16 protein-coding genes and 1 pseudogene are annotated in these 21,799 nt (G+C 72.3%); 7 read left to right on the forward strand and 10 right to left on the reverse strand.

What is annotated here, in order from left to right:
* Nucleotides 1-120 precede the first annotated feature (120 nt).
* Both ACDF64_RS02115 and ACDF64_RS02120 read right to left on the reverse strand, forming a co-directional pair.
* Nucleotides 121-810 (reverse strand): hypothetical protein, encoded by a 690-nt coding sequence (locus tag ACDF64_RS02115; RefSeq protein ID WP_394553144.1) that lies wholly within the window; start codon nucleotides 808-810, stop codon nucleotides 121-123.
* Between the two features lie 87 nt (nucleotides 811-897).
* Nucleotides 898-1,353 carry an adenylyltransferase/cytidyltransferase family protein gene (locus ACDF64_RS02120; RefSeq protein WP_394553145.1) on the reverse strand — a complete coding sequence of 152 codons (456 nt, stop codon included), beginning with the start codon at nucleotides 1,351-1,353 and terminating at the stop codon, nucleotides 898-900.
* A 293-nt stretch (nucleotides 1,354-1,646) separates the two neighbouring features.
* On the opposite strand from ACDF64_RS02120, the gene ACDF64_RS02125 reads away from it, so the two are divergent.
* From ACDF64_RS02125 to ACDF64_RS02140, 4 genes are read left to right on the forward strand one after another with little or no spacing between them, the layout of a single operon-like run.
* Nucleotides 1,647-2,813 (forward strand): DUF1972 domain-containing protein, encoded by a 1,167-nt coding sequence (locus tag ACDF64_RS02125; protein WP_394553146.1) that lies wholly within the window; start codon nucleotides 1,647-1,649, stop codon nucleotides 2,811-2,813.
* The gene (locus ACDF64_RS02130; protein ID WP_394553147.1) at nucleotides 2,810-3,919 is read left to right on the forward strand and encodes a Gfo/Idh/MocA family protein; all 1,110 of its coding nucleotides are present in this window, start codon (nucleotides 2,810-2,812) and stop codon (nucleotides 3,917-3,919) included. Before ACDF64_RS02125 ends, ACDF64_RS02130 begins: the two co-directional genes overlap by 4 nt.
* On the forward strand, nucleotides 3,916-4,818 hold the full coding sequence (locus ACDF64_RS02135; protein ID WP_394553148.1) for a hypothetical protein: 903 nt from the start codon (nucleotides 3,916-3,918) through the stop codon (nucleotides 4,816-4,818). Before ACDF64_RS02130 ends, ACDF64_RS02135 begins: the two co-directional genes overlap by 4 nt.
* 8 nt (nucleotides 4,819-4,826) lie before the next feature.
* Nucleotides 4,827-5,906 carry a glycosyltransferase family 4 protein gene (locus ACDF64_RS02140; RefSeq protein WP_394553149.1) on the forward strand — a complete coding sequence of 360 codons (1,080 nt, stop codon included), beginning with the start codon at nucleotides 4,827-4,829 and terminating at the stop codon, nucleotides 5,904-5,906.
* 42 nt (nucleotides 5,907-5,948) lie between these two features.
* Here the strand turns inward: ACDF64_RS02140 and ACDF64_RS02145 are convergent, their stop codons facing one another.
* Both ACDF64_RS02145 and ACDF64_RS02150 read right to left on the reverse strand, forming a co-directional pair.
* Entirely contained in the window at nucleotides 5,949-7,457 is a 1,509-nt protein-coding gene (locus tag ACDF64_RS02145) for a sugar transferase (protein ID WP_394553150.1), read from the reverse strand.
* 287 nt (nucleotides 7,458-7,744) lie between these two features.
* The gene (locus tag ACDF64_RS02150; protein ID WP_394553151.1) at nucleotides 7,745-9,553 is read right to left on the reverse strand and encodes a right-handed parallel beta-helix repeat-containing protein; all 1,809 of its coding nucleotides are present in this window, start codon (nucleotides 9,551-9,553) and stop codon (nucleotides 7,745-7,747) included.
* 131 nt (nucleotides 9,554-9,684) lie between these two features.
* On the opposite strand from ACDF64_RS02150, the gene ACDF64_RS02155 reads away from it, so the two are divergent.
* Both ACDF64_RS02155 and ACDF64_RS02160 read left to right on the forward strand, forming a co-directional pair.
* Nucleotides 9,685-11,169, forward strand: coding sequence for a hypothetical protein (locus tag ACDF64_RS02155; protein ID WP_394553152.1), 1,485 nt, complete (start codon nucleotides 9,685-9,687; stop codon nucleotides 11,167-11,169).
* A 4-nt stretch (nucleotides 11,170-11,173) separates the two neighbouring features.
* Nucleotides 11,174-12,421 carry an O-antigen ligase family protein gene (locus ACDF64_RS02160; protein ID WP_394553153.1) on the forward strand — a complete coding sequence of 416 codons (1,248 nt, stop codon included), beginning with the start codon at nucleotides 11,174-11,176 and terminating at the stop codon, nucleotides 12,419-12,421.
* A gap of 10 nt (nucleotides 12,422-12,431) precedes the next feature.
* On the opposite strand, the gene ACDF64_RS02165 is transcribed toward ACDF64_RS02160, so the two are convergent.
* Nucleotides 12,432-13,613: a CDP-glycerol glycerophosphotransferase family protein gene (locus ACDF64_RS02165; protein ID WP_394553154.1), complete on the reverse strand. Its 1,182-nt coding sequence runs from the start codon at nucleotides 13,611-13,613 to the stop codon at nucleotides 12,432-12,434.
* Between the two features lie 257 nt (nucleotides 13,614-13,870).
* Nucleotides 13,871-14,824 (reverse strand): annotated as a pseudogene (gene pip, locus ACDF64_RS02170) (prolyl aminopeptidase); the annotation flags it as partial.
* A gap of 97 nt (nucleotides 14,825-14,921) precedes the next feature.
* Here pip and ACDF64_RS02175 point away from each other — a divergent pair.
* Nucleotides 14,922-15,935 carry a malate dehydrogenase gene (locus tag ACDF64_RS02175; protein ID WP_394553155.1) on the forward strand — a complete coding sequence of 338 codons (1,014 nt, stop codon included), beginning with the start codon at nucleotides 14,922-14,924 and terminating at the stop codon, nucleotides 15,933-15,935.
* A gap of 4 nt (nucleotides 15,936-15,939) precedes the next feature.
* Here the strand turns inward: ACDF64_RS02175 and ACDF64_RS02180 are convergent, their stop codons facing one another.
* The 4 genes from ACDF64_RS02180 to recQ all read right to left on the reverse strand — a co-directional run bounded on the left by ACDF64_RS02180 (nucleotide 15,940) and on the right by recQ (nucleotide 21,793).
* The gene (locus ACDF64_RS02180) at nucleotides 15,940-16,623 is read right to left on the reverse strand and encodes a GTP pyrophosphokinase family protein (RefSeq protein WP_394555037.1); all 684 of its coding nucleotides are present in this window, start codon (nucleotides 16,621-16,623) and stop codon (nucleotides 15,940-15,942) included.
* Nucleotides 16,624-16,751: 128 nt separating this feature from the next.
* A complete protein-coding gene (locus tag ACDF64_RS02185; RefSeq protein ID WP_394553156.1) occupies nucleotides 16,752-18,887 on the reverse strand; it encodes an acyl-CoA dehydrogenase in 2,136 nt (711 codons plus the stop codon).
* A gap of 277 nt (nucleotides 18,888-19,164) precedes the next feature.
* Entirely contained in the window at nucleotides 19,165-19,545 is a 381-nt protein-coding gene (locus ACDF64_RS02190) for a hypothetical protein (protein ID WP_394553157.1), read from the reverse strand.
* A gap of 187 nt (nucleotides 19,546-19,732) precedes the next feature.
* Entirely contained in the window at nucleotides 19,733-21,793 is a 2,061-nt protein-coding gene (gene recQ, locus ACDF64_RS02195; RefSeq protein WP_394553158.1) for a DNA helicase RecQ, read from the reverse strand.
* Between the last annotated feature and the right edge of the window lie 6 nt (nucleotides 21,794-21,799).

The following is a 21,799-nucleotide window of genomic DNA, read 5'->3' on the forward strand; positions in this document are numbered from 1 at the left end:
ATATTCCTGCGCATCCCCCATGCCGATCTATCGGATCGGGCCATCCTCGAGTGCAGGGCGAGGATGCCGGGATCCTAACCGGCGTGCTGAGTGGATGCCGACCCCCGAATGGGGGGCGAGTCAGCGGGGGACCGCTCCGTGGAACTGCAGGGGCGCGTAGTCGAGCGAGTAGTCGACCATGATCGTGACGTCGTCGCGCTCGTCCGTCGGCACCGAGAAGATGAACACCGCCTCCGCCCGGCCGCCGGCCGCGACCGAGGCCGGGAACGGCGTGCCGCCGGGTTCCCGCAGCTCGGGAGCCGGCGTCATCGCCGAGCCGTAGTAGCCGGTGACGGTCGCGGTCGAGAGCGACGACGCGGCATCCGTGTCGTTCCGGATCTCGACGGCCACGCGGATCGACGGCGCGTCGATCTCGCCCGGCCCCTGCGCCTCGCCCTGCACGGCCTCGATCGAGGTGATCCTCGCGGTGAGCGCGGGCGCGATCTCCGCGGGCTGGTCGATCGGCACGGGGTCGGCGGGCGGCGGCTGCACGACGGGCGACGGGTCGACGGACGGCACGGTCGGCTCCGCCGCATCGGTCGGCGGCGCCGACGACGTCGCCGGCGGAGCCGAGGTCTCGGCCGCGTTCGACCCGGTCGGGAGCGTCGCGGTGCCGCCGCCCGACAGTGCGATCGCGGTCGCGAGCCCGCCGATGATCAGCGCGACGACCACCCCGACGACCGCGAACGTGCGCCAACTGCCGCCGCTGCTCGGCGCGTCCTCGCCTTCGCCTTCCGGGTCGAAGCCGGGGGGTTGCTCGTTGTTCGCCATGGGGGCTCCGCGGGTCGGTGGGGGATGCAGGGAGTGCGGATGGACTCTAGCGCGCCGCCCTCGGAACGGGGCCCGCTGCGCGCGATCTCATTCCGGGATGTCGCCGATCGCGATCATGCTGGGCCGTGAGACCGCGTCGAGCGCCTGGCGCAGCGCGGTGCTCGACGTGTGCACGGTGTAGGGGAAGTACACGACCTCGACGCCGACCTCGGCGAACTCGCGCTCGAGCCGACGCCCCTCGTCGGTCCCGCGCCAGTCGTCGCCCTTGAAGAACCTGGTGAAGCGCAGCTCGCGCCACGTGTCGAGCTTGTCCGGCAGGACCTCGGCGTGCACCTGGTCGACGTAGACGATGTGCCGGACGATCTCCATGCGCTCCGCGAGCGGGACGATCGGTCGCCGGCCCTTGCGCGATTCGAGCAGCTCGTCGCTCACGACGCCGGCGATGAGGTAGTCGCACTCGCTCTTGGCGTGCTTGAGGATGTTCAGGTGCCCCACATGGAAGAGGTCGAACGCACCTGCCGCGTACCCGATCCTCACCGTCATCCGTTCGCCCCCTGCTCCGGTCCGGCCGGTCGGCATACCCTTCGGCCCGACCGATGCGAAGAAACCTAGACGACGATCCTATTGGCGGGCAGCCCCCGGTCGGGGTACGCGCCTCGGCCCCTCGTGCGCGCTCTCGTGCACGCCCGCGAGCCGGCGCGCGACACCCGCCGTTCGCCGTCCGGCCACCCTCCATTGGGGGGGCGACGCGCAGGATCGGCCCCTCGTAGACTCATACCCCTCCACGGGGCTGGCCCACCTCGTCAGCCCTACCCGAGTGGCCCCAGGGGGGACCTGTGCACGCTGCGACTCGCGATGCCCGGCCCGTCGTCCGGATTCTCGGCACGCACGGCGTGCCGGCGGCGTACGGCGGCTTCGAGACCGCCGCCGAGAACGTCGCGCTCCACCTGCGCGATCACGGCTGGCGACCCGTCGTGTACTGCCAGGCGGACGGCCGGGGCCCGATCGTCGAAGACGTCTGGAACGGGATCGACCGCGTGACCATCCCGGTCGCCCGCGACGGATGGCTCGGCACCTCGCTCTTCGACCTCCGATCGATCCGGCACGCGACGCGCTTCCGGGACCCCTGCCTGACGTTCGGCTACAACACGGCCGTCTTCAACATCGCGCAACGGGCGCTCGGGATCCCGAACGTGATCAACATGGACGGCATCGAGTGGTCCCGCGCGCGCTGGGGAGTGATCCGCCAGGCGATCCTCTACGTGAACGAGCGGATCGCGTGCTGGGTGGGCGACGAGCTCATCGCCGACCACCCCGTGATCGAGGACTACCTGGCCCGCAAGGCGCGCCGCAGCAAGCTCCACACCATCACGTACGGCGCCAACACGGTGCTCGACGCCCCCACGGCTCCGGTCGCCGAACTCGGACTCGAGCCCGGCCGCTACCTGACCATCGTCTGCCGGCCCATCCCGGAGAACTCGATCCTCGAGCTCGTCACCGCGTTCTCGCGTCGGCCCCGCGGCGTGCAGCTCGCGGTCCTCGGGACCTACGGCGACGACGACCCGTTCCATCGGGCCGTCCGGGAGGCGGCGAGCCCCGAGGTCGTGTTCCCCGGGTCGGTCTACGAGCCGGAGCGCCTCGCCGCCATCCGGTACCACGGCCTGGCCTACCTCCACGGCCACACCGTCGGCGGCACCAACCCGTCGCTCGTCGAGGCGATGGCCGCGGGCAACCCCGTCATCGCGCACGACAACCCCTACAACCGGTGGGTCGCCGGCGACGGGGCACTCTACTTCGACTCGGTCGACAGCGCAGCGGAGCAGATCGACGCGCTGCTGGAATCCGAATCGCTGCGCGGCCGGCTCTCGGCGACGGTGCGCGAGCGCCACGCCGCCGAGTTCACGTGGGAGCACGTGGCCGGCCAGTACGAAACGCTGATCGCATCGGTCAGCGCCCGCCGTCCCGAGCTCGTCTCGGAACCCGACGTAGGAGCAACCGCATGATCAGGATCGGCGTCGTCGGCCTCGGCAAGATGGGCCTCTCGCACCTCGCGATGATCAACGCGCACCCGGATGCCTCGGTCGTCGCCGTGGTCGACTCGACGAGCTACATCCTCGACGTCCTCGGGAAGTACACCGGGCTCCGGACGTTCGGCGACTACGCCGCGATGCTCGACGGGGTCGAGCTCGACGCCGTCCTCATCGCCACCCCGACCAGGTTCCACGGCCCGATGGTCCGCACCGCGCTCGAGCGCGGGCTCCACGTCTTCTGCGAGAAGCCGCTCTGCCTGAGCTCGAGCGAGTCGCGGGAACTCGCCGCGCTCGCCGAGGAGCGCGGCGTCGTGACCCAGGTCGGCTACCACAACCGGTTCGTCGGGACCTTCGGCGAGGTCCGACGGCTCCTCGACCTCGGCGCGATCGGGAGGGTCACGCACCTGCAGGCCGAGGCGTACGGTCCCGTGGTCCTCCGGTCCAAGGGGTCGACGTGGCGGTCCCAGCGGACCGAGGGCGGCGGCGCGCTCTACGACTACGCCGCGCACCCGATCGACCTCCTGACCTGGTACGCGGGCGCGGCTCGCGGCGTGGGCGGCACCGTCCTCGGCAGCGTGTTCTCGGCCGACACCGAGGACGAGGTCTCGAGCACGGTGTTCTTCGACGGCCTCACGGCGCAGGTGTCGGTCAACTGGTCGGACGAGTCGTTCCGGAAGATGACGACGCGCATCACCGCGACCGGCACCGCCGGTCGGATCCAGGCCGATCGCCAGGAGCTCCAGGTGTTCCTCCGGTCGACCGCGCCCGAGATCGACGGCTACGAGACCGGATGGAACCTGCGGAACACGACCGAGCTGACGGACTCGGTGTGGTTCTACCTCCGCGGCGAGGAGTACAGCGCGCAGCTCGACCACTTCGTCCGCCGGGCGCACGACCGATCGGTGGCGCCCGTGAACGACTTCGCGAGCGCGAGCCTCACCGACGAGGTGATCGAGATGATGATCACGGATGCCGCGGCGGGTCCGTCCGTCCTCGCGGCCGCCGTGTCCGGTTCGGCGCAGGGGCCGGCATCGCAGCCCACCCCGACCCGTCGACGTCTACTGAGGAGGCGAGCATGACGATCGAGCAGCAGGTCCAGCTCCCGACGGCGACCAAGCTGGATCGGGTCCTGTTCGGAGACAACCAGTTCTTCGGCGTGAACCACATGTCCGAGGAGCGGGCGCGTGCGCAAGCCATCCGCTTCCAGCGGACGGACGCCATCATGACCGTGCTCGACGACGCGATCGACTCCGGCGTCACCTCGTTCATGTGCACCACGCACGATCGCATCGCGGAGGTCGTCGAACGCGTCCGCGAGGAACCCGCACGGTACGAGGGCTTCGCGTTCATGCCGTGCATGCCGTACGCGCACAAGTACGCGGATGCCGTCACCGAACTCGGCATGCTCGGCGCGCTGAAGCGATTCCTCCCCGAGGAGGGCGCGCTGAACGCGATGCTGCGCGGAAGCCGGTCCTTCGCCACGAAGGACATCGAGGGGATCGTGACCCTGCTCGTCGACGCCGAGATGGCGATGTTCCGCGGGGTGCCCACCCCGGTCGTCTGGCTGCAGAACGTCGTCACGGACCTGCTCCTCGGCCTCGGCTTCCAGGACGCGTTCCGGATCTTCGCGGACCACGTCCGCACGCGGTACGGGGCGGAGCCCGGCTTCATCACGATGAACCTGCCGATGCTCGTGCCCGCGCTCGAGCGTGCCGGCATCGAGAACCCGCTGGTGTGCGCCAACATCAACAAGATCGGGTTCCGGATGTCGGGCGGCATCGACGCCTACCGGGAGGCGCTCGCGGAGCGCCCGTTCCGTGCGGTCGCCATGTCGGTCTTCGCGTCGGGGGCGATCCCGCCCCAGGAGGCGATCGAATGGATCTTCAGCCAGCCGAACCTGGAGTCCATCGTGTTCGGGGCGTCCAGTCGCGCGCACGTCGCCCAGACCGTGGCCCTCGTCCGCGAGTTCGCACCGTAGGCCGTCGCATGCGGGTGCTGTTCGACGGCTTCTGGTGGGGTGAGGGCCCGATCTCCAACCGCCAGGTCCAGCGGGAGTTCATCCTCGCGTGGATCGAGCAGTATCCGCACGACGAGGTGCTCGTCGCGGTCCGCCGGCGCCACCTCGAGACCGCGCGAGCCGAGCTCCCGGCGGGCGTGCAGGTCGTCGGCGCCTCGCTCGCCCCGCACGGCGTCAGCGTGATCCTGGAGCTCCCGGTGACCGCGCGCCGCGTGCGGGCCGACGTGATGGTCACGCACAACTTCACGCCCGCGTTCGGCCGATCCGCGGTGTTCGTGCACGACCTCATGTTCGTGACCTCGCCCGAGTGGTTCACGCCCCTCGAGCGCGCCTACTTCGCGCTCATGCCGGCGACGATCCGCCGCAGCCGCGTCGTCTTCACGTCGTCCGCGTCCGAGGCCGGGCGGATCCGCCGCGTCGCCGGCGCCCGCCCCGTGGTCCCGGTCGGGCTCGACGTCGGCGGGTCGTTGCGGAACGCCGTCCCGCGGCGTCCCGACGGCCTGGACGGGGTCGAGGCATTCCACCTCAGCGTCGGGCGGCTGAACGCCCGCAAGAACCTCGAGAACGCCATCCTCGGCGCACTCGGATCCGGGCTCCTGTCTCCGGCGACGCCGCTCGTCGTCGTCGGCGAACCCGACGGGCGCCGATCGGAGCTGGCCTCGGCCGCGGAGGCGATCGACGACGGGCGCATCCGCTTCCTGGGCCACGTCGACGACGGCGAGCTCGCGTGGCTGTACTCGAACACGCGGGGACTGCTGTTCCTCAGTCGCGACGAGGGCTTCGGGATGCCGACGCTCGAGGCGTACGAGTTCGGAGCGCCCGTCCTCGCGAGCGACATCCCGGTGTTCCGCGAGATCCTCGGCGACCACGCGGTGTACGCGGACCCGTCCGACCCGGTCGGCATCGCCGCAGCCCTGCATCGACTGCCCCCGCGCACCGCGCACCGCCGCTCGGCGGAGGAGCTCGGGTACTCGTGGCGGCGGAGCGTCGCGGCCATGCGCAGGGAGATCGCCACGACCGTCCTGGGCCACGCCGAGGCGGCCGTCTAGCCGCCCGAGGCCGTCCAGCCGCGCTGTCGGGCCGCGGCCCGCTCAGTACGCGCCGTCGCCCGCGAGCACGGTGCGGATGGTCCGCCAGATGATCATCAGGTCGCCGGTCAGCGACCAGTTCTCGACGTAGTAGAGGTCGAGCCGCACGCTCTCCTCCCAGTCGAGGTCGCTGCGACCGCTGATCTGCCACAGGCCCGTGAGCCCCGGCTTGATCATGAGTCGTCGCGACACGACGCCGTCGTAGGCGGCGGCCTCGCGCTCGAGCGGCGGACGCGGGCCGACGACGCTCATGTCGCCGATCAGGACGTTCCAGAACTGCGGCAGCTCGTCGATCGAGTACGCGCGGATGAGCCTCCCGATGCGCGTCACCCGCGGATCGTCGTGCAGCTTGAACAGCGGACCGGCGCCCTCGTCCCGGTCGGCGAGCTCGGCGAGGCGCGCCTCGGCGTCGACGACCATCGAGCGGAACTTGAACATCCGGAACGTCCGGCCGTCCCGCCCGCAGCGCGTCTGCACGAAGAAGACGGGCCCGCCGTCCTCGAGGCGGATCGCGATGGCCGTCGCGAGCATGACGGGCGCGATCAGGATCAGCGCGACCGACGCGAACACGATGTCGAAGGCCCGCTTCAGGGTGTGCCTCGGACCCGAGAACGTCGGGATCTCGACGTGCAGGAGCGGGAGCCCCTCGACCGGACGGAAGTGGATGCGCGGGCCCGCGACGTCGGTGAGTCGCGAGGGCAGCACGAGCTCCGCGCCGGTCCCCTCGAGCTCCCACCCGAGGCGACGCAGGCGCGACCCGTCCTCGTCGAGGTCACCGGTCACGACCACGGCGTCCGCACCCCACTCGGCGGCGGCGCGTGCCGCCTCGCCGATCCCGGCGAGCACCGGGAGCTCGCGCGAGTCGACGGCGAGGGTCGGGGTCGGGATGTCGTCGGAGACGATGCCGACGACCCGGAACCCGGCGGCCGGGCTCCGGTCCATCTGGCGGATGATCCGCGTGATGTCGGCCAGTGGGCCGACCACGACCGCGCGAGACAGGTACTGCCCGTAGCGCCGCTGCGCGAGCAGCCACCTCCGCCACAGCCACCGGCCGCACAGCAGGCCGATGCCGCCCGCGGGCAGGGCGACGAGCAGGTAGAAGCGCGCGCCCGGCGCGCCCGAGAGCACGAGCGCGAACGCGATGAGCCCGAACGCGGCGATCGTCGCGTTCGCGACCCGCTTGTACTCGGTCGCGCCGGCCGCCGTGATGTGCGAGTCGCGGGTGCGGAAGGCCGCGAGCGCGCAGAGCCAGACGAACGTCACGAACAGCGGCACGCCGAGCCGCCAGACGATGGACTCGTCGGCGGGTCCGGTCATCACCTGCCTGGCGGAGACGCTGCCGAGCACGGCCGCGACGACCACGATGCTGTCGGTCACGCGCACGCGGTCGCGGTACCGCTCGCGAGCACGGGCGCCCGACGCGGCGCCGATCACCTCGCCGTCGACGACGCGAGCGGCCGCGGCGAACCGACCGCCGTCGGTGGGATCCGCGGGTGTCGGCAGCGTGCTCATCGGGCCACCGCCGCATCGTCGCCGTGGAGCGCGGCGCGACCGACCGCGGAAGCCGTCAGGATCGGTCGAATCATCGCTACGTCACCCCCGTCGTTCTGGACGTATCCTCCGGACCTGCTTCGCGCACACACGACGGACAGTGCCTCGACGCCTGCCGGGTACGTCGCCGAGGTGAACGCGAAGTCGTTCCGGTGTTCCGACCGTAGTCGTGTCAGGGGGTCCTCCGGCCCTCCCAAAACGGGGGGCGTGTCGGTGTCGCATTCCGGGCTCGGGTGGCCCGTGACGAACTAGTCGAGTGACGCACCCCATGCGTCGCGGGCCCACGCCGGCCACTCGAACGGCGCGTCGTCCTCGGCGGCCGGTTCGGTCGCCGCGCCCGCGGACGCGTCGACGCCGGTGGCTTCCTGCCCCGTCGCGTCGTGGAACTCCGCGACGGTGTCGAACCCCGCAGGGTCGCCGCGCTCCACCTGCCAGCGCACGACGTGCTCGGGCTGGCCCGCGCCCGCGCGCACGTAGGTGTTGCCCTCCGCGATCGTCCCGAGCTCCTCCGCGTCGTACTCGCCCGTGTAGTCCTGGAGCCACAGCAACGGCTCGGTGCCGCCCCCGGCGATGAGGTTGCCGACCATCACGACGTCCTTGGCGATCCAGGTCATCACGGGGTCGGGCTGCGGGAACCGACGGTCCAGGCCCGCGGCGTCCGGGGCATCCGCGCGCCGCTCGTCCTGGAGCACGGTGATCCCCCACCCGTTCGCGACGAGCACGTTGTCCTTCACGACCACCTCGCTCGTGTCGTTCACCTTCATGCCGTATCGGCCGTTCTGCGAGATGACGTTGCGCAGGACCGCGGCGCGGGCCGAGATCTCGAGGAACAGCCCGTGGCCGACATTGCGGTCGAAGCGGCTGTCCGCGACGAGCATCATCGCGCACGACTGGTCGAACCACAGCCCGCCCGCCGCGTTGTCCGCGAACGCGGACGACAGGACGGACACGCCGCGCGACCTCGTCACCTTCATGCCCCCGGCCACCGGTGCCCGGTTGAACGCCTCGACGTTGTTGTCGGTCACCGCGACGTGGTCGACGACCAGTCCGTCCGCGAAGTTCGCGCTGATGCCGATCAGCCCGTTGCGCTCGGCGGTCACGTTCCGCAGGGTCGCCCCCCGATCGCCGATGAAGATCCCCGTCGTCGACGAGTCCTGGACGACGACCTGCTCGAGCGTCGCGCCCGGCTTCTCGATCGTGACCGCGCCCATGTCCGGGACCGACGGGGCGTACCGTCGGATGCCGATCCCGCGGACCGTGAGGTTCTCGGCCCGGAGCTGGAACGCGCGCGGGATCACGCTCGACCTGACCTCGACGCCCGACGGGTCGGCACCCACGACGAGGGCGTGGCGCTCCAGGTCGACCGCGAACTCGCCCGGACCCACGTCGTCGGCCGTCGCGACCTGCGCGAGCGGCGTGCCGTCGACCCAGACCTGGTCCGGGTGCGCCGCCATCGGGTGGGCCTTGTCGACGAAGGTCCAGTTCTGCTCCTCGTTCTCGGGCGCCCCCCGCTCGAAGGTCGGACTCGAGTCGAGGACGACGTCCCAGCCGTCGTGGACCCACCGGTCGCCCTCGGCGACCCATCCGTCGACGACGACGCTGCCGTCGAGCCACACCTCCTCGCCGGGATACGGCTGGAACGTGAGTCCGGAGGTCGACGTCACCTGCACGCTCTCGTGGTACTCGCCCGCCCGCAGCACGATGGTCTCACCGTCGAACGCATCGGACACGGCGTCCTGGATGCTCGCGTACGGCGCGTCCACGGTCCCGCGCCCGCCCGGTGCCGCGGCGGCGTCGACGAAGACGGCTCCTTCCGGGACGGGGTACTGGGCGGATCCGGGGGGCTGCGCACCGGCACCCGGGTCGCGCGCGAGCGCCTCCTGGATGGCGGGGTCCGAGAGCGCGTCGGGGATCGGCGGGATCCCCGCCCCGCCGCTGCCGACGCCGCTCGCGACCGCGAGCGCCCCGCCGGCCGACGCGAGCAGGAGTACGACGGTGGCGGCGATCGCCCACCGCCGCGACCGGCCGGGCTTCGGCTGGGGTATGGAGGTGTGCATGGGGGCGGCTCTCTATCGGGCGGCGACTGCGCCGTGTTCGGGTGCTCGATTCTCCCCCGTCATGGGGCGAGAACGCCAGCACCCCCGGCTGATAGATTCGGGACCTCCCACCCGGTTCGCGGAAGGTTCGCATGGCTGCTCAGGGCTACGTGCAGGTGTTCCAGCAGCGCTGGGCGGTGGTCGCCGTGTCCGTCGCCGTGTGCGTGGGGCTCGCCGGGATCATCACCGTGGTCCTCCCGAAGACCTACACGTCGACGGCGACGCTGTTCCTGCAGGTGGAGTCGTCGAACTCCTCGCTCGCCGAGCTCTCGCAGTTCAGCATCGCGCGCGTGGGCTCCTATCCCCAGCTCGTCTACAGCGCCGACGTGCTCGGCTACGCGGCCGACGAACTCGAGGGCGACCTCACGGAGAAGCAGATCGCCTCGCGCGTGACCGCCGAGAACCCGACCGGGACCGTGCTCGTCGAGGTGACGGCGGAAGGGCGGACGGCGCAGGATGCCTCGGACCTCGCCAACGCCGTCGCCGAGGGCCTCTCCCGCGAGGTCTCCGAGATCGAGAACACGCCGGACGCGAGCTACAGCGTCGACCTCGCGGTCCAGATCCCCGCGGCCGCGCCGGCGTCGCCGAGCGCACCGCAGCCGGTCGTCCTCCTCGGGCTCGGGCTCGTCACGGGTCTCGCCGTCGGGGCCGCGCTCGCGCTGCTCCTCGCCCAGCTCGACACCCGCGTCCGCTCGGCCGCGGACGTGCGCCGGATCACCGGGCTGCCCGTATTCGGCCGCCTCCGGCAGCCCCGGCGGGTCCAGGGCCGGCTCGAGACCGACCCGGAGGACGACGGCTACCTCGAGGCGGTCCTCAACATCCGCCACGCAAACGGCGGGGCCGTCCCCGAACTCCTGCTGCTCGTCCCGCCGACGCCGGACGCGGCCCCGGCGCACGTCCGCGTCGGGCTCGCCAGGGCCTACGCCGAGTCCGGTCGGCAGGTCCTCCTCGTGGAATCCGTCCCCGACCGCGACTCCGAACTGCCCGAGATCGCCGACCTGTTCGGGCGGCCCGGCGTGGGCGACCTCCTCATGGAGGGCTCCGTCCAGCTGACCGGTTCGGTCCGGCCGGTCGAGGTCACGGACGACGAGGGGGCCGTCTGGGCGGTCCCGAGCGGCGTGGAGACGCCCACCGACCTCGTGGTCGAGGAGCGGTTCCCCGCCCTCGCGGGCGCCTTGGTCGACTACGCGGACCTGGCCGTGCTCCAGACCGCCCCGCAGTCGCGCCCGCTCGGGCTGCACGCGGTCGCGACGTCGGCCGACGTGGTCGTCATCGTCGTGGCGCACGCGAAGACGACCGAGTCCGAACTCGCCCGCGCGGTCACCGTGCTCCGTCTCGAGGGCGTCCGCCCGATCGGCGTGGTGTTCGCCGACGTCCGCCGCCTCCGCCACGACGACCTCGCGGCGGGCTGGCGGGTCGAGGACTTCGACGCGGAGCCGCGCCGCGCGGTGAACGTCCCGAAGCGGCCGAGCGCCGTGGCGTCGGCGGCGAAGGCCGCGCGACCGGCACCGGCGGCGGGACGCACCGAGCGGCCCGCGGCGGCCTCGGCGGCGCGCAAGGGCAGCGGACGGAGCTGATCCCGTGCGCGTCCCATCGCCCGTGAGCCGGCGTCAGGTCGAGTTCTTCGCGGTGTGGGTCGCCCTCGTCGTGAGCGTCGTGTCGTGGCGACCGGGCGCGATCTTCTCCGGGGGGATCGACCCCGTCGTGATCGGGAAGGCCGCCGTCGGCGTCCTCGCGCTCGCGGGTGCGCTCGTCGTCGCCGATCACTCGCCGCGCCACGGCCGGGTGGGCGCGCGGTCGCTGATCCTGCTGCTCGCGGTCGTCGGGGTGTCGAGCGTCGGCGCCATCGCGGCCGACGAGGGCACGGCGTCGCTCATCCTGAGCGCGCGGATCATCCTCGTCACGACGACGGTCGTGGTGATGGTCGCCTCGGGACCGCCGATGCTCGTGCTCACGACGCTGCTCACCGCGATCGGCGCCGTGGCGCTGTTCGCCGCGGTCACCGGGCTCCCCGAACTCCTCGCGAACGGCCGCCTCGGCGGCGGCATCCCCGACTTGCGCCCGAACGAGGTCGCCGGGCTCGCCGCGCCCGTGGCGATCGCCCTGGTCGTCGACCTCGCGCGGCGCGGCATGCGGGTCTGGAACAGCATCGCGTTCGCCGTCTTCCTCGGGATCGTCTTCGCGACCGGCTCGCGGACGACCCTCGGCGTCGTCGTCCTCGCGATCGTGCTCGCGTTCCTGCTCGCCTGGCCGATCCCCCGGTCGACCGGCATCGGGCTCCTCGCGCTCGTGCCCGTGGCCTATGTCGTGGCGACGTTCACGGACACCGTCGAGCAGTTCGCGATCCGCGGCCAGAGCACCGCCGAGCTGACCAGCCTGAGCTCGCGGACCATCGCGTGGGACGTCGTCCTGGACGTCCCCTTCGACAGCTGGGCGAAGTGGATCGGCATCGGGCTGGCCCAGAAGACCGTGGCCGTCGATCAGCGGTGGTGGGACACGCAGGTGCTCGACAGCAGCTGGGTGTCGATCCTCGCCCAGGCGGGGCTGATCGGCACGGTGCTCGTCGCCCTGTGGGTGGTCGCCACGTCGCTCGACAGCATCCGGTCGGATCGGATGATCCGGAACCTGACCCTTCCGCTGCTCCTCCTGCTCGTCGCGCGCAGCTTCCTCGAGAACGGGCTGATCGAGTCGAGCGCGATCTTCGCGCTCTTCCTCACCATCTCGCTCGTGGTCGAGCCCGGGACGCAGTTCCCGCGCCCGCCCGCGCCGGACCGCTACCGGTTCCTGCGCGAGATCGACGCGGCCGAGGCCGCAGGGATGCGGCGCTGATCCCGGTCGCTCATGCGTCGGGCGTCCGGCGCGGCAGCAACGGCTGCGCGAACACGCCGCGCGCGTCGAGCTCGTCGAGGATCCGGTCGGCGACGCCGGGCCCGGCGACGTGCCCGACCTCGACCGCGACCTCGCGGCGGCGCGCACGCGACGCGTCTCCCCCGTCCCGGACGTCCTCGGCGAACGCCCGGATGTCGGCCTCGTCGGCGAGCGTCGGGCCCGGCAGCCAGTCGAGCGCGTCCGGCGGATCGAACCCCCGGCCGGCGGTGTACCCCTCGAGGTCGGGGACCACGAAGGCGATCGGCCGATCGAGCGCGAGGAAGTCGATCCACACGCTCGAATAGTCGGTCAGGAGCCCGGACGCGGCGCCGATGAGCTCGTAGAGCTGCACGCCCGCGGCCCGCAGGTCCTCGTTGGTCACGACCACGGCGCCCGGGATCGCCCGGCTCTCCGCATCCTGGGGGTGGGGCTTCACGACGACCGCGAGTCCGTACTCGCGCGCGAGCAGGTCGACGCACCCGGCCATCACGGCGTTGACGTCGGGCGGGGCCTCGCCCGCGACATCCGACCACCCAGCGGTGAGGCCGCGCCCCTTGTTCCTGCGGAACGTCGGCATCCAGAGCACGAACGGCCGGCTCCGGTCGATGCCGAGCCGATCCAGGGCCGCGGCGTCGGATCGCTCGAACTGGTCGATCCTCGGGTTGCCGGTGACCAGCAGCCCGCCCGCGGGCAGCCGGCATTCGCGCGCGCGCGCCTCGCCGAACTTGCGCGTGCTCGCGACGAGGTAGTCGGACGAGATCGTGGGCCGCCCGCGCTCGTCGCTCATGATGTGCCCCTTGAAGCCGCCGCCGTGCCACAGGTTGACCATCGTCTTGCGCGGGACCCGGCCGGGGTTGCCGAACACCCCGTGCGTGAACATCGAGACCTCGGCGGTCGCGAACCACCACAGCCCGGCGAACGACCGGTGCGCGACGATCTCGACGCGTCGGTCGGGATCGGCGCCCGCGGCCTCGAGGACCTCGCGCGCCTCCGCCACCTCGGGGACGAGCCACCGCACGGTGCCCGGGTAGCGCGCGACCGCGCCGCGGAGCATCTCGATCGCGTTGCCCTCGTCGACCGGGTAGCCGTTGACGACGAGGTGCGGGCGCCGGGGCGTGAGGGCCATCACGCCGCGGACGATGCCGCGCTGCACGCGTCGTGCCGCTTTCGACACGCGCTCCTTCGGACTGGATACGCGGGCTGCGGGACGCGCGGTCATCCGCGATCCGCGTCGGGGTCATCCCCTTCGGGCTCGGCATCGCCGGCGGCCGATTCGGGGTCGGTGGCGTCGCCGGCGTCGGCGTCGGCGTCGGGGTCGGCGTCCGCGTCGTGCCGATCCGACCCATCCGAGCCCTCCGACGCCTCAGCGGGCGGATCGGCCGGCGGATCGGCCGGCGCCTGGACGCTCCGCTCGCCGAACCGGTCGGTCGCCTCGAGCAGCGCCTCGAGGATGCCCGGCTCGTCGAACGCGTGCCCGGCGTCGCCGATGATCCGCAGTTCGGCCTCCGGCCACGCCTGGTGGAGGTCCCACGCGGTCATCACGGGCGTGCACATGTCGTAGCGGCCCTGCACGATGACGGCCGGGATGCTCCGCAGCCGGTGCGCGTCGCGGATCAGCTGCCCCTCGTCCCACCAGCCGCCGTGGCGGAAGTAGTGGTTCTCGATCCGCGCGAACGCGGTCGCGTACTCGGGCGAGGTGAACCGCGCGATCGTCTCCACCTGGGGCAGAAGCGTGATCGTCGAGGACTCCCACCTCGACCACGCGATCGCGGCGGGCTGGTGGACCTCCGGGTTCGGGTCGTCGAGGAGCCGGCCGTAGGCCTCGATGAGGTGCATCCGCTCCAGGTAGGGCACGGGTGAGAGGAAGTCCTCCCAGAGGTCCGGGTAGATCGCCGACGCCCCACCCTCGTAGAACCAGTCGAGTTCCTGGCGGCGCAGCGTGAAGATGCCGCGCAGGACCAGCTCGGTGACGCGCTCGGGGTGGGTCTCGGCGTAGGCGAGCGCGAGCGCGGAACCCCACGAACCGCCGAACACCTGCCACCGATCGACGCCGAGGTGGGCGCGGAGGCGCTCCATGTCGGCCACGAGGTGCCAGGTCGTGTTCGCCGACAGGTCGGCGCCCGGTTCCGAGGCGTGCGGGATCGAGAGGCCGCAGCCGCGCTGGTCGAACAGGATGATGCGGTACCGCTCGGGGTCGAAGAGGCGCCGGTGCTCGGGCGTCGTGCCCGCCCCCGGGCCGCCGTGCAGGAAGACGACGGGCTTGCCATCGGCGTTGCCCGACACCTCCCAGTAGATGTGCTGTCCGTCCCCAACGCCGAGCATGCCGGTCGCCAGCGGCTCGATCTCCGGATACAGGTCCCGCATGTGCCAACGCTAGCCTGCGCCCGCCGGATCGGGCCGCGGCGCTCCGCATCGCCCGGGCACGGACCGTTCGGGCATCGGGCGCCGTAGGCTCATCCACATGTCGCGAGCATCCGTCACCATCACGCTCACCGGCGCCGGCGGCCAGATCGGCTACGCCGCGCTCTTCCGCATCGCCGCCGGGGACCTGCTGGGCCCCGACACCCCCGTCCGCCTCCGCCTGCTCGAGATCCCGCAGGGCCTGCGCGCCGCCGAGGGCGCCGCGCTCGAGCTCCAGGACGCGGCGTTCCCGCTGCTCGAGGACGTCGAGCTGACGGATGACCCGGGCACGGCGTTCGACGGCGCGAACCTCGCGTTCCTCATCGGCGCGCGCCCCCGCACCGCGGGCATGGAGCGCGGCGACCTGCTCGCCGCGAACGGCGGGATCTTCGGGCCGCAGGGGCGCGCGATCAACGATCGCGCGGCCGACGACGTGCGCGTCGCGGTCGTCGGCAACCCGGCGAACACCAACGCCCTGATCGCGCAGTCCAACGCGCCGGATGTCCCGCCCGAGCGCTTCTCGGCGCTCACGCGCCTCGACCACAACCGCGCGCTCGGGCAGCTCTCCGCGGCGCTCGACGTGCCCGTCTCGCACATCCGGGACGTCATCATCTGGGGCAACCACTCGGCCAGCCAGTTCCCGGACGTCGCGCACGCGACCGCCGAGGGGCGGCCGGTGCCGGACGTGCTGGCCGCGAGGTTCGGCAGCGAGGCCGCCGCGCGCGCGTGGCTCGTGGAGGCGTTCATCCCGCGCGTCGCCAAGCGCGGCGCGGAGATCATCGAGGTGCGGGGCTCGTCGTCGGTCGCATCGGCGGCGTCCGCGGCGATCGACCACGTGCGCGACTGGGTGCTCGGCACGGGCGACCGCGGGTGGACGAGTGCGGCGATCGTGTCGGACGGCTCGTACGGCGTGCCCGCGGGGCTCGTCTCGTCGTTCCCGGTCACGAGCGACGGCCGCGATTGGACCATCGTCGACGAGCTCGTGATCGACGAGTTCTCCCGCACGCGCATCGAGGCCTCGGTGCTCGAGCTCCAGGAGGAGCGCGAGGCGGTCCGGGCGCTCGGGCTCGTCTGAGTCGCTACACGCGGACGGCGGGCCGACGGCGGGGCATCCGCTCGTCCCCGTCGGGCCGGTACGACCGCACCTCGTGGTGCAGGCGCTCCATCGTGGCATCCAGTCGCGCCGCCTCCTCGGCGGCCTCGGCGAGGCCGTCGAGGAGGTGCTGGGGCACCTTCGTCTCGTACTTGTAGTAGGTCTTGTGCTCGAGGCTCGCCCAGAGGTCCATCGCGATCGTGCGGAACTGGACCTCGACGCGGACCGCCTCGGATCCGCCCGAGAGGAACACGGGCACGTCGAGGATGACGTGCAGGCTCCGGTACCCGTTCGGCTTCGGCTCGGAGATGTAGTCCTTGACCGCGACGACCGTGATGTCGTCCTGCGAGGTCAGCAGGTCGACGATGCGGCGGACGTCGCTCACGAAGCTGCACGTCACGCGCACGCCCGCGATGTCGTGCACGTGCTCGCGGAGCGCCTCGAAGCTCGGCTCGATCCCCTTGCGCGCGGCCTTCTCGAGGATCCCGTCCATCGACTTCAGCCGGTGCTCGATCCGCTCGATCGGATTGTGCCCGTCGAGCAGCCCGAACTCCTGCCGCAGGATCTCGAGCTTCGTCGAGATCTCCTCCATGCCGAACTTGTAGCGCATGAGGAAGCGCTCGAACTCGCGCCGGAGCTGCACGAGGTCGGCCGCGGTCTCGCCGTCCATCGCGTCGAGGAAGGCCGCGGCCTTCCACGTCAGCATGGGGCGTTCCGGTTCGTCCAGGGCTGGCTCGGTCACGTCTTCGACGCTATCCGGGCACCCTTGGCAGGAGGTGTGAACCGGCGCCCGCCGCCTCAGCGCTTGCCGTGCTTCTTCGCGATCGACTTCTCGTGCACGGGCGCGTCGCCGGACCGGCGGAGCGCGTCGTAGTGGGCGCGCGCCTCGTCCTGGCGCTCCTGCTCGGCGCCCGTCGCGATCTTCGCGCGCAGGTGGGCGTCGGTGTAGCCGAACGCGTGCACGAGATCGAGCGCGTGCGGGCGGAGCCGGGCGATGAGGCGGTCGATGTACGCGGTGAGCGCCTGGGCGCGCTTCGCGGAGATCCGGCCGTGCACCAGGTACCACGCGAGGTGCTTCTCGACCAGCCCGAGGCCGAAGAGGTCGCGCACCCACGTGAGCACCTGCTTCGTTCCCGGGTCGGTCTCGGCGGCGACGCCGCGCGTGAACGCCTCCCACTGGAGCAGTTCGCCGTGCGCACGGGCGGCCTCGATGAGCTCGTCCTGGTTGGCGTTGAAGACCGCGGCGGCCTGGGCCTTCGGCAGCTTGCGGGCGTCGTTCAGGCGGGCGGCGATCTCGGACACCATCGTCTCGACGCGATCCGCGAGCAGCGCCTGCTGGGTGGCCTCCTCCCGCAGGCCCGACACCGAGCGCGCGGTCGAACCGAGGTCGGCGAGGTTCTGGCCGAATCGGCGCAGGCCCGTGCCGTGGTAGGCCTTGTCGGCGGCCTGGCCGACCGCGTAGCGGGCGAGCACGCCGAAGCCGGCGCCCTTGAACTGCTTCGAGTAGTCGGTCAGGAGGCGCTTGGCGACGAGCTGGAGGAGCACGTTGTTGTCGCCCTCGAACGTCACGTAGACGTCGAGGTCCTGGCGGAGCCCGACGAGCCGGTTCTCGGCGAGGAACCCGGCCCCGCCGCACGCCTCACGCGCCTCCTGCAGCGTGTCGAGCGCGTGCCAGGTCGACAGGGGCTTGAGCGCGGCGGCGATGGTCTCGAGGTCCTCGCGGTCGGCGTCGGTCGCGGCCTTGCCACTGAACACCGCGTCGAACTTCACGAGGAACTCGTCGTGCGCGAACGTCTGCGCGTACACGGTCGCGAGCCGCGGGATGAGCCGGCGCTGGTGCCGGCCGTAGTCGAGCAGGACCTCCTCGACCGCGTCATCCGCGCCGGTGAACTGGCGGCGCTGGGTCGCGTAGGTGATCGCGATCGTGAGCGCCATCGCGGCGGCCGCGGTGGCGGCCCCGTCGAGCGAGACGCGCCCCTGGACGAGCGTGCCGAGCATCGTGAAGAAGCGACGGCCGGGGCTCTGGATCGAGCTCGTGTAGGTGCCGTCCGGGGCGACGTCGCCGTAGCGGTTGAGCAGGTTCTCGCGCGGGACGCGGACCTGCGTGAAGTGCAGCCGGCCGTTGTCGATGCCGTTGAGGCCGCCCTTCAGCCCGTCGTCCTCGCCGCCGACGCCCGGGAGGAAGTTCCCCTCCGCGTCGCGCAGGTGGACGTAGAACGCGTGCACGCCGTGGTTGACGCCCTTGGTCACGAGCTGCGCGAACACGACCGCGTCGCGCCCGTCGACCGCCGCGTTGCCGAGGTAGTCCTTCCATGCGCCGCGGAACGGCGTGTGGATCACGAACTCCTCGGTCGCCTCGTCGTAGGTCGCGGTCGTGCCGATCGAGGCGACGTCCGAGCCGTGGCCCGTCTCGGTCATCGCGAACGCGCCCGGCGTTTCGAGGGTGAGGATCGACGGCAGGTACTTCTCGTGGTGCCGCTCGGTGCCGAGGTGGAGGACGGCGGCGCCGAAGAGCCCCCACTGAACGCCCGACTTGATCTGGAGGCTGGGGTCGGCCAGGACGAGTTCCTCGAACGCGGCGATGCTGCCGCCGTGGTCGTCCTGTCCGCCGAACGCGACGGGGTACGCCCGCTGGATCGCGCCGGTCTCGACGAGGAGCTTCAGCTGCTCGGTGACCCGTGCGCGGTGCTCCTCCTTGGTCTGGCCCTCGATGCGCTGGAGTTCGGGGCGCGCGGCGCGCTCGCGCGCCCCGAGCCGGATGTCGGCCCAGGTGCCGAGCAGGCGCCGCCCGAGGGCCTCGACGTCGATCCTCGGCTCGGCCTCGACTGCCTGCTCGGATGCTCCGCCGGCGGGCGTGTTCGCGGGCTCGGGCGTTGCCGCCTCGACGTCGCGGGCGGTGTGCTGCGCCTCGGTGCGGGATGCCGTGTCAACCATCGTCGGTGCCGTCCTTCTCGATCCGGGTTCGTGACCGCGGCTACCGTACGACCGAGCCTTCCCGGGCCGCGAACGCTGCGTCAGCTGCCTACAAACCAGTGCGCGAGCCGCGCGATGACTGTTGCCGGTTCCTACAAGTCCAGCGCAATGCGGCGGTCGGATGTCCACAAGATTGCGCGCGCGAGTCGAACCGGACGGACACGTCGATGTCGACATCCCACCGTCGCCTCCGCGTGGCTCGGGCGAGGGGCTCGCGCCGTCGGCTCGGCGGCAGGACTCAGTCGTTGAAGAAGGCGCTCGCCTTGCGCGTCCAGAGCAGCAGCAGGATGGCGATCGAGACGGCGACGCCGATCCACTCGGTGATGGCCTCGGGGCGGTTGCCGTACCACGCGACCGCGAAGAAGAGCCCGCCGATCAGCGAGAACACCTGGACCACCGTGACGATCAGGCGCGCCGCCGTGTTGCCGCCGAGCAGCCCGCCCGCGACGATCACGACGATGAGCCCCAGGATGATCGAGCCGATGCCCGCGCCGATCGTGGGACCGGCGCCGCCGAAGTCGTCCGAGACGGACGGCACGGCCGCGAGCAGGAGCAGCAGGACGCCGCCCACGATGTCGAGCGCGCCCGAGATCCACGCGAGCACCGCCACGACGGTCACCCCGACAGGACGCTTCGCACGATCGGCCATGCCGCACCCCCAAGTCCCCGTGGCCGCCGCACCCCGCGACGCCCCCTCCCGCGATCGTAGCGTCGACCGCGCCGTCCCGGCGGGGCGCCTCGCGCGAAGCTTCGCGCTCGCTCGCGCCCGCCTGCGCGGCGCCTCTCCCAGGGGCGACCGACCGGGGTCAGCCGCCCGCGACCACCCGGACGAGCGCGTCGCCGTAGCGCTCGCGCTTGACCTGCCCGATCCCGGTGATGCCGTCGAGCTCGCCGAGGTGCGACGGGCGCGCCTGCGCGACCGCGCGGAGCGTCGCATCGCCGAAGACGACGTACGCCGGCACGCCCTGCTCGCGCGCCTCGCCCGCGCGCCACGCCCGCAGGGCCTCGAACAGCTCGGTGTCGGCCGCGTCGAGGTCGACCGCCGCGGACGCGCCCCGGCCGGTTCCGCCCCGCGACGCGGCGCGCGTCGGCCGGTCGGGTTCGACGCGGAACTCGACGCGCCGTGCGCCCGTGAGCACCGCGCCGGATGCCTCGGTGAGGGCCAGCACCCCGTACTCGCCGACCGATTGCAGCAGTCCCTGTGCGAGGAGCTGCCGGATGACGCCGCGCCACCGCACCTCGGTGAGGTCCTGGCCGATGCCGAACGTCGAGAGCGTGTCGTGCCCGAGCTGCTCGACTCGGGCCGTCCGGCGGCCGAGCAGGATGTCGACCAGCTGGCCCGCTCCGTACCGCTGCCGGCGCTCGCGGTCGAGCCGGACCACGGTCGACAGCACCTTCTGGGCCGCGACCGTGCCGTCCCAGGACTCGGGCGGCTCGAGGCAGGTGTCGCAGTTGCCGCACGCGACGCTCTCCTCGCCGAAGTACGCGAGGAGGTTCTGCCGGCGGCAGTGCACGGTCTCGCACAGCGCGAGCATCGCGTCGAGATGCTGGGCGAGCCGGCGACGGTGCGCGAGGTCCCCCGGGCTCTCGTCGATCATCCGGCGCTGCTGCACGACGTCCTGGAGGCCGTAGGCGAGCCAGGTCGTCGAGGGCAGGCCGTCGCGGCCGGCGCGCCCGGTCTCCTGGTAGTACCCCTCGACCGACTTCGGCAGGTCGACGTGCGCGACGAAGCGGACGTCGGGCTTGTCGATCCCCATGCCGAACGCGATCGTCGCGACGACCACGACGCCGTCCTCGCGCAGGAAGCGGTCCTGCGTGCGCCGGCGCACCTCGGGGTCGAGGCCCGCGTGGTACGGCATCGCGTCGACGCCGTTCTGCACGAGGAACGCCGCGACCTTCTCGGTCGAGGCGCGCGAGAGCGCGTAGACGATGCCGGCCGCGGGGCGGCCGGAGGCATCCATCCCCTCGGCGCGGATGAAGCTCAGGAGCTGACGGCGCACGTCGGACTTCGGCTCGATGCGGTACCGGATGTTCGGCCGGTCGAAGCTCGCGACGAAGTGCTTCGCATCCTGCAGCGACAGGCGCTCGGTGATCTCGCGGTGCGTCGCCTCGGTCGCCGTCGCGGTGAGGGCGATGCGCGGGACGTCCGGCCAGCGCTCGGCGAGCTCGGCGAGCGCGAGGTAGTCGGGCCGGAAGTCGTGGCCCCACTGCGCGACGCAGTGCGCCTCGTCGATCGCGAAGAGCGCGACGGTCCCGCGCTCGAGCAGCCGGCGGGTCGGCTCGGTGTTGAGGCGCTCGGGCGCGACGTAGAGCAGGTCGAGCTCGCCCGCGAGGAACGCGCGCTCGACCTCGGCGCGCTCGGCCGGGACCTGGCTCGAGTTCAGGTAGCCGGCGCGGACGCCGTTGCGCACGAGCGCGTCGACCTGGTCGTGCATGAGCGCGATGAGCGGCGAGACGACCACGCCGGTGCCCTCGCGCAGCAGCGCGGGCACTTGGTAGCAGAGGCTCTTGCCGCCGCCCGTCGGCATGAGGACGACCGCGTCCCCGCCCGCCGCGACCTGCTCGATGACGGCCGCCTGGTCGCCGCGGAAGGCGTCGTAGCCGAAGACCTCGTGCAGAGCGTCGAGCGCGGTCGCGAACCGTGCGGGGGCCGTGCGAGCGGGCGCGCCCGGCGCCACCGGCGTGCCGGATGCCGCGGGTGCCGAGCCCCCGCGACCGGCGCCGCCGGCGCGACCCGCCGACCATGCGGGCTCGACGCCCGGGTCGGGCGGAAGCCACGCGTCGGGGTCGTCGGGCGGGACGAGCTCGTCCGGGTCCCAGGGGATGTCCTCGGGTTCCCACGACGGGTCGGGCGCGCTCCAGTTCACCCGGTC

Source organism: Agromyces sp. MMS24-JH15 (assembly GCF_043518605.1).
Classification (GTDB): domain Bacteria; phylum Actinomycetota; class Actinomycetes; order Actinomycetales; family Microbacteriaceae; genus Agromyces.

What these genes read in the sequence shown, in the direction of transcription:
- ACDF64_RS02115 (WP_394553144.1), bottom strand. Translation starts at nt 810, where the DNA reads ATGGCGAACAACGAGCAACCCCCCGGCTTCGACCCGGAAGGCGAAGGC.
- ACDF64_RS02120 (WP_394553145.1), bottom strand. Translation starts at nt 1,353, where the DNA reads ATGACGGTGAGGATCGGGTACGCGGCAGGTGCGTTCGACCTCTTCCAT.
- ACDF64_RS02130 (WP_394553147.1), top strand. Translation starts at nt 2,810, where the DNA reads ATGATCAGGATCGGCGTCGTCGGCCTCGGCAAGATGGGCCTCTCGCAC.
- ACDF64_RS02135 (WP_394553148.1), top strand. Translation starts at nt 3,916, where the DNA reads ATGACGATCGAGCAGCAGGTCCAGCTCCCGACGGCGACCAAGCTGGAT.
- ACDF64_RS02140 (WP_394553149.1), top strand. Translation starts at nt 4,827, where the DNA reads ATGCGGGTGCTGTTCGACGGCTTCTGGTGGGGTGAGGGCCCGATCTCC.
- ACDF64_RS02145 (WP_394553150.1), bottom strand. Translation starts at nt 7,457, where the DNA reads ATGAGCACGCTGCCGACACCCGCGGATCCCACCGACGGCGGTCGGTTC.
- ACDF64_RS02150 (WP_394553151.1), bottom strand. Translation starts at nt 9,553, where the DNA reads ATGCACACCTCCATACCCCAGCCGAAGCCCGGCCGGTCGCGGCGGTGG.
- ACDF64_RS02155 (WP_394553152.1), top strand. Translation starts at nt 9,685, where the DNA reads ATGGCTGCTCAGGGCTACGTGCAGGTGTTCCAGCAGCGCTGGGCGGTG.
- ACDF64_RS02175 (WP_394553155.1), top strand. Translation starts at nt 14,922, where the DNA reads ATGTCGCGAGCATCCGTCACCATCACGCTCACCGGCGCCGGCGGCCAG.
- ACDF64_RS02180 (WP_394555037.1), bottom strand. Translation starts at nt 16,623, where the DNA reads ATGGACGGCGAGACCGCGGCCGACCTCGTGCAGCTCCGGCGCGAGTTC.
- ACDF64_RS02185 (WP_394553156.1), bottom strand. Translation starts at nt 18,887, where the DNA reads ATGGTTGACACGGCATCCCGCACCGAGGCGCAGCACACCGCCCGCGAC.